Source organism: Rhodomicrobium udaipurense JA643, assembly GCF_000636015.1.
In the GTDB taxonomy this organism is placed as follows: domain Bacteria; phylum Pseudomonadota; class Alphaproteobacteria; order Rhizobiales; family Rhodomicrobiaceae; genus Rhodomicrobium; species Rhodomicrobium udaipurense.
This window is the reverse complement of record NZ_JFZJ01000004.1, coordinates 60,975-68,130: the sequence shown is the minus strand read 5'-3', so window position 1 is coordinate 68,130 and position 7,156 is coordinate 60,975. Positions and strand designations below refer to the sequence as shown.

Below are 7,156 nucleotides of genomic sequence, written 5' to 3'. Positions count from 1 at the left end.
TAGTTTCAGCGGGCTCTCGCGGGGATCGCGCCTGCCCGCCCTCTCGTCAGCTAAGGCAAAGCTTCCTCTTACGCGCCGCCCTTAAAAGCGGATGCCGAAGGGCAACCTCGCACGGCGGCGGATTGGCTTGCGGCGGCGTGTTTCGCCCGCCTTTTGCGCGCGCGGCTTTTCGACTGACTTCTCCGCTATGGCTTTCGGTGCCGCCGCCTCGCGCACGGCGGGTGGAGCCGCTGGAACGGGAATGGACGCGGGCGCAGGCGCTTCCGTCACCGGCTTTTCGCTTGGCGGCGCCTTGCCGCTAACGGGAACGGGTGGGAGCGGCGGACCGTATACAACCGGCATTTTCTTCGGCGGCAACGCGCCACTCACTGGAACGGGCGTGGTCGCCTGCTTCGCAGCCAGCGCCGCTGCCTTGCGCTGCGCCTCCCTCGCACGCGCCTCCGCACCCGTGAAATCGCACAGGGGGCTTCGCCGCTCCGTCATGTCGAGATGGAGGTGGTTACTGTGCGCCTCGTTCGCCTCCGGCCCGAGCGTTGTGCCGAAGATGCGGCATGCGCCCGCATGGATGGCGCGCAGGAAGGCGGCGCGCTCATCGCCTGCATCCCAATGATCTTCGAGCACGATCTTTTCGCCGCGCGCGGTGACGAATGAGCCGATGTCGAGCGCATTCGCATAGGCGTGCTGGCTGATCCGCTGGGAAAAGCCGCCGTTGCGCGAGCGGCAGTCGTAACCGGACATCGCACCGACGCTAACGACGGTTGCGTTCAGATGCTCCTTCGCCTTCGGCTGCACGACCTCCGCGAACCAGCGCCGCATCGCTTCGCCGAGTTTGCATGTGATCGTCGGCGCGGGCGCGAAGGTGACGGCGGGTCCAATCTTCTCTTCAAGCGCCTTCAGCCGGATGGGTGCGGGCGTGCCGCACGCGCCCTCGCGCAGCGGGTCGAGGCGCTCATGGACAACGCCCAGCGCGGGGAGACGCCAGTCGCAATCGCGCCGCGCGGCTTCGATTTCGGCCTGCGTCCAGACGATCGGCGGGGGTGGCGGGCCGAAAACTTCGGCGGGTTTCGATGGCGCTTCGGGCGTGGACACGGCAAGCGACGGCGGTTGAGCGGGCGTGGCGAGCCCTTGCGCTTCCGGCGTGGCGGTTTTCGGCGCAACCGCTGCCGTGGCATCGGGCAGCGCCGGGGGCTGCGGGGGCTTCTGAGGCTCCGGCTCCGCGCTCGAAATCGTCTCAGGCGGGGCAGTCGGAAAGGCAGGGAGCGGCAGCGGATCGCGAACCTCGCGCGGGGCGGAAACGTCGCTTCGTCCGCCCTGCGGCTTCGCTTTCCGGGCTGGCGTTTCCTCCGCACCGTCCTTCGCCGGGCTGCGCCCGCGCCTGTGCCGATAGCCGCGATGTCTTCGGCGCACTTCCACCGCCAGCGAAGGTGGCGCCTTCACGGTCTGAAACACCCCCGCTGGCGCGGCCAACGCGGGCTGCGGCACGAAGCAAAGCGCAGCGAACGCCGAAGCGCCCGCGAGAATTACAGCCGGTCTGTAGCACCGCGCCGAAAAAAACATGCCGGATCATCCGAAGCGGTTGAGGAATGAGTTGGAACGACTTTCAGATTTGCGGCGTCAATTGCGAACTGCCCGCCCCTATTCAGATGCGTTTCATACGCTCCGCAATCATTTCGTGCCCGGGGGCCGATCACGTTTCACTGAATCGCGTTGGTAATCCGCCCGGCTTCGCCCAAGCACCTTATGCAAGCGCGCCCTCCGCTTCGATGCTTTCTCCCTCGCGCGGAAGCGGCCGGACGCGGCTTTCGAGGTGCTTCAGCGGCTCGGGGCATGGCCCGCCATACGCCCAATCCAGAAGCTCCACGGTATGCACGATGGGGAACGGTCCCGAAAGCTGGCTGATGCAGCCAACATTTCCGCTCGCCACGACATCGGGTTTCACGCTTGCGATGGCCTGAAGCTTGCGTTCCCTGAGCTCCTTCGCGAGATCCGGCTGAAGCATGTTGTAGGTGCCCGCCGAGCCGCAGCAAATGTGCCCTTCCGGGATTTCGACGACGGTAAAGCCCGCGTTGCGCAGAAGTTGGCGCGGTTCCTCGATCACGCGCTGGCCGTGCTGCATCGAGCACGACGATTGATAGGCCACGCGGATATCGCTCCAACCGACGGGCGCGTCGATCTTCTGCGAGGCCGCGAACTCGGAAACGTCCTTCGCGAGGCTCGAAACATAGCGCGCCTTGTCCGCATAGGCCGGATCGTCGGCGAACAGATGCGCGTAGTCCTTCACGGTCGAACCGCAGCCCGAGGCGTTGATGACGATGGCGTCGATTGGGCCGTTCTTGCGGGCGTCATGCCAAATGTCGATGTTGATTTTCGCGAGCGCCTTGGCCTCGGCTTCCTTGCCCATGTGCAGCGTTAGCGAGCCGCAACAGCCCTCGCCTTCCGAAAGCACCACGTCATAACCGATGTGGTTCAGGAAACGCACGGTCGAATCATTGATGTTCGGCTTCAGCACCCGCTGCACGCAACCGCGCAACAGCACGACGCGGCCACGGCGCGGCTTCTCCGTCTTCACCGTCTCCGTATGGGTATAGACGCCGCTCCTGACGCGGCTTCGCGGCGCAAGGCTCAGCATCGCGCCGATGGTCTTGAAGCGGGAGCGCATCAGCAGCCGCCGGAAGGGAAGCGCGAGAAAAACGCCGGCAAGCGCGGCGCGGAACCGCTTCGGATACGGCAGCACCGTGCGGATAAGCTTGCGGATCGCCTCGTCTCCCGGCGCGCGGGTGGATGACGTTTCGATGATCTGGCGCGCATAATCGGACAGGTGCCGATAGTCCACGCCGCTCGGGCAGGTCGTCATGCACGAATAGCACGAGAGGCACCGATCGATATGCGGGCGTATCTGCTTCGGCGTGGCCTTGCCTTCGAGCATCGTCTTGATGAGATAGATGCGCCCGCGCGGGCTGTCGCGCTCGTCGCCGAGCATCAGGTAAGTCGGGCATGTCGCGATGCAAAATCCGCAATGCACACATTTGCGAAGGATGGCGTCGGCCTCCTTCATGCGGGGATCGCGAAGCTGCGCGAGGGTGAAGTTCGTTTCCATGCGCTCAGACTCCCGCATACATCCGCCCGGGGTTCAAAATTCCCGCCGGATCGAACGACTTCTTCAGCGCACGCACGAGGTTCATCTTGGCCACAGGCTGCGGGTGGAAAACCTCGATGCCGGAGCGCACCGAGCGGGGCGCGCGCATGAGCATCGAATCCGCGTCGTATTCGGCCAGCACGCGGCGCACGTCGGTCACGCTGGCGTCGGCGGAGGGCGGCAGTTCGAGCCAAAGCAGCCCGCCCGACCATTCATAGGCGGCACGGACGTCGAGGAAGGCGGACAGCGCCCGCACGACAGGCGCGGCCTTGGACGGCGCGACGGAGATCCGCCAGAGCGGCCGGTCGAATTGCGCGGAGAGGAACGCCAGCGAGCGGACATCTGCCCAAAGGTAACGTGATCGCTCGTGGTCGAGTTCGTAGGATTCGCCGAAGGGGGACAACAGGCGCCGCAGCCGCTCCACACGGTGCGCGAGGCTCTGCGGGCTTCCCTCAAGCCTGAGCGCGGTGAGTGCGGTCTTCGCGGGTGCGATCTCGGGATCGGCGAGCCGCGCAACCAGCGCGCCGTGAAGATGGATCGTGCCGGAAACCTCGTAAGGCGTGCCCATGGCCGCGCTCATTACGCCGACTGCGGCTTCGTCCGTGAGACCGACGAAAAACACGGTGCGCGTCTCCGGTGCCTTGGGAAGCACCTTGAAGGTCAATTCCGTGATAACCGCAAGCGTCCCCCACGAGCCGCAAAGGCCGCGCGTGAGGTCTACTCCGGTCACATTCTTCATGACGCGTCCGCCTGCGTTGATGGTCTCGCCCTCTCCGTTGATGGCGCGAAGCCCCAGCAGGTAATCGCGGGCCGCGCCTTTGAGAATGCGGCGAGGCCCGGAAATGTTCATCGCCGCCACCGAGCCAAGACTCGCGGCCATAGAATCCTTGCCGTAAATGCGGGAAAGGTCGGTCGGCTCGAAAGCCAGTTCCTGATTTTTCCGCGCCAGCGTGGCTTCGAGTTCGTGGAGCGGCGTGCCAGCACGCGCCCGCACGACGAGTTCCGATGGTTCGTAGAAGACTATGCCGCCAAGCCGCGCGGTTGAGACCAGGGCGGCGCAGTTTGCCGGACGCCCGGCCTCGCGTTTGGAGCGGAAGCCGCACACTTCGATCGGCGTGCTCGAAGCTCGCGCGGTCTTGACGAAATCGGCGAGTTCGGCCTCGGTTGTCGGCATGGTTACGTCAGGCATGTGCGCGGGCCTCGGCGGCGAAGCGCTCCTGAAGATCGAGCGGGAAGACCTTGCCGTAATTCAGGAGCCATTGGGGATCGAAAGCCGCCTTGACGCGCATCTGCTGAAGAAGTTCGGCTTCGGAATACTGATAGCGCATCAGCTCGCGCTTTTCGATGCCGACGCCATGCTCGCCGGTGAGGCACCCGCCCGCGTCAACGCAGAGCTTCAGGATGTCGGAGCCGCATTGCTCGGCGATCACTTTTTCGTGTTCGTCATTCGCGTTGTACATGATCATCGGGTGGAGATTTCCGTCGCCGGCGTGGAAGATATTCGCAACCCTGAGGCCGTGTCCATTGCCGATGGCTTCCACCTCCTTCAGTACCTCGGCGAGTTTGCCGAGCGGGATGACGCCGTCCATACACAAATAGTCTGCGACGCGCCCGACCGCTCCAAAGGCGGCCTTGCGGCCTTTCCAGATGGCTGCGGATTGTGCGTCGCTCTGGCTGACGCGCAGCGTCTTCGGATTGAACCGGCTTGCGATCTCGCCGACGCGGCCGATCTGGTCTTCGATCTCGGCGGGCGAGCCTTCGACCTCCACGATCAGCATGGCTTCCACGTCGAGCGGATAATCCGCTTTCGCGAACTCTTCGCAGACGCGGATCGCCGGCTTGTCCATGAATTCGAGCGCCACCGGAATGAGACCATCGGCGATGATGGCGGCGACGCAATTGCCTGCGGCTTCAGCGGAGTCGAAGCCGATTAGCATGGGGCGCGCGCCTTCCGACTGCGGTAGGATGCGCACGGTTGCCTCGGTCACGATGCCGAACTGCCCTTCGGAGCCGGTTGCGAGGCCAAGGAAATCGTAGCCCTGGCCGTCCAGGAAATCGCCGCCGAGTTCGACCACCTCGCCGTCCATCAGGACCATCTTCAGCTTGAGAAGGTTATTGGTGGTCACGCCGTATTTCAGACAGTGCGCACCACCGGAATTCATCGCGATATTGCCGCCGATCGTGCATGCAAGCTGGCTTGACGGGTCCGGCGCATAGAAGAAGCGCGCATGCGCCACGGCGTTGGAGATGGCAAGGTTCGTGATACCCGCCTCCACGGTGGCCGTGCGGTCGAGAAAGTTTACGTCGAGCACCCGGTTCATGCGGGACAGGCCGATCACAATTGCGTCACCGGTCGGTATCGCGCCGCCGGAAAGCGACGTACCCGCGCCGCGGGCGACCAATTTGACGCAGTTCTCGCTGCAAAACCTTGCGATAGAAACAACCTCGCTCGTCGATCTTGGCAAGACGACCGCTAGCGGCGGCTGTCTGTAGGCGGTAAGGGCATCCGTTTCAAAGGCCCGAAGCCCGGCTTCGTCGCTTATGAGCGCGCCGCTACCGACGGCTGCGGACAGCCCCGATATGATCGCTTGCCTTCTGCTCAAGGTGCGCAGATCTTCTTTTGGCATGATGACGGACATGAATAACCCTTTGCGGACAAACCCCGCCTGTCAATGCGGGCACAACCTCACTACCATTCCCAACAATGCCGGATTATCTACGCAATTGAACATTATCTTTTGTTACACGGCACTGAAGGGCTTGACAGGAGCCCAAGCTGGCCAATTATAACGGTCCCATGTGTGTAACAAATAGACCAGATTGTATACAAAGTGACAGAGGAGGGGTTTTGTGACTTCGATTGCAGACCTCGAGATTTTTGCTCGAGTAGTGACTGCCGGAAGCATGTCAGCCGCCGGTCGCGAACTCGACCTTTCCCCCGCTGTCGTTAGCAAGCGCATCAGCCATCTCGAAACGCGACTTGGAACGAGACTTTTCCATCGTACCACCCGGCAGCTTCAATTGACCGAGACGGGACGCGGTTTTTACGAGCGCGTCGTTCAAATTCTCGCGACGGTGCAGGAAGCGGAAGCGTTCGTCTCCTCCGGCCACCAGCGCGCGGGCGGCTCGCTCAAGATCACCGCGCCGACTGGATTCAGCAGGCTGCATATTGCGCCATATCTTGGCCAGTTCCTCAAGCAGTATCCCGACCTCAGCATCGAGATCATCGCGACGGACATGATGCTCGACATCGTGCGCGAAGGCATCGACGTCGCGATCCGCATTTCCGAACTGGACGATTCGAGCCTTGTGGCGAAAAAGCTGGCGCCGTGCCGCAGGCTGTTCGTGGCGACGCCCGAATATCTGAAAGAGCACGGCACCCCGAAGACGCTCGCCGATCTTGCGAAGCACAAGATCCTCATCGAAAACAACGTGACATGGCGCGTGCAGGGTCCGGAAGGCGACGTCTCGCTCAAACTTTCCGGAGAGATCAAGACGAATTCGAGCGAGATCGTGCATCAGGCGCTCGTGACGAATTGTGGCATCGCGCTTCGGGCGACGTGGCAAATTCGCGAGGAGCTGCTTTCGAAAAAGCTCGTCCACGTGCTTCCCCAATACCGCGAAGCTCCCGGCGTCGCCGTGTATGCCGTCTACCCGGACAAGCAGTATATTCCGACACGTCTTCGCGTTTTCGTGGATTTTCTCGCGTCCATCTATGGGCCGTCGCCATATTGGGACGAAGGACTGGAACTGAGCGGACGCTCTGCAAAAAAGCCCAACGCCGTTAACGCTCAGGCCGTCGCCGAAGCTTGATCCGGCCCCTGGCAAGGCCGTCCGAGACTTGCAGCACCGCGCCGCTCAGATGGCGTGCGTGGTCTCGCGCCGCGCTTCGCCGCGTGATGGCGTTAAATGCCATCGTCTCGGTCGACGACGGCACTTAGCGCCGCGATCTCTCTCAGTCCCGGCGGCGCCGATCCTCAGCGAGCGTCTTCCCGTCGTGATCGCAGCGCCTGTCCGCTG

General features: G+C 63.2%; 5 protein-coding genes. 1 reads left to right on the top strand and 4 read right to left on the bottom strand.

Annotated elements, in window-relative coordinates; translation table 11 throughout:
- Positions 1 to 81: 81 nt before the first annotated feature.
- The 4 genes from T281_RS17290 to T281_RS01510 form a co-directional block, all read right to left on the bottom strand.
- Positions 82 to 1,557: an extensin-like domain-containing protein gene (locus T281_RS17290; RefSeq protein WP_052036904.1), complete on the bottom strand. Its 1,476-nt coding sequence runs from the start codon at positions 1,555 to 1,557 to the stop codon at positions 82 to 84.
- A 181-nt stretch (positions 1,558 to 1,738) separates the two neighbouring features.
- Positions 1,739 to 3,097, bottom strand: coding sequence for a glycolate oxidase subunit GlcF (glcF, locus tag T281_RS01520; RefSeq protein ID WP_037233020.1), 1,359 nt, complete (start codon positions 3,095 to 3,097; stop codon positions 1,739 to 1,741).
- Between the two features lie 4 nt (positions 3,098 to 3,101).
- Complete coding sequence (locus T281_RS01515) at positions 3,102 to 4,325, bottom strand: FAD-binding protein (protein WP_037233017.1); 1,224 nt, start codon at positions 4,323 to 4,325, stop codon at positions 3,102 to 3,104.
- Complete coding sequence (locus T281_RS01510) at positions 4,318 to 5,775, bottom strand: FAD-binding oxidoreductase (RefSeq protein ID WP_052036902.1); 1,458 nt, start codon at positions 5,773 to 5,775, stop codon at positions 4,318 to 4,320. Before T281_RS01510 ends, T281_RS01515 begins: the two co-directional genes overlap by 8 nt.
- Before the next feature lie 211 nt (positions 5,776 to 5,986).
- On the opposite strand from T281_RS01510, the gene T281_RS01505 reads away from it, so the two are divergent.
- Entirely contained in the window at positions 5,987 to 6,949 is a 963-nt protein-coding gene (locus T281_RS01505) for a LysR family transcriptional regulator (protein ID WP_037233014.1), read from the top strand.
- Positions 6,950 to 7,156: the final 207 nt, after the last annotated feature.

Bases quoted from the DNA above. Each gene is read 5' to 3' on its own strand.
- T281_RS01510 (WP_052036902.1), bottom strand. From the start codon at position 5,775: ATGTCCGTCATCATGCCAAAAGAAGATCTGCGCACCTTGAGCAGAAGG.
- T281_RS01515 (WP_037233017.1), bottom strand. From the start codon at position 4,325: ATGCCTGACGTAACCATGCCGACAACCGAGGCCGAACTCGCCGATTTC.
- T281_RS17290 (WP_052036904.1), bottom strand. From the start codon at position 1,557: ATGTTTTTTTCGGCGCGGTGCTACAGACCGGCTGTAATTCTCGCGGGC.
- glcF (WP_037233020.1), bottom strand. From the start codon at position 3,097: ATGGAAACGAACTTCACCCTCGCGCAGCTTCGCGATCCCCGCATGAAG.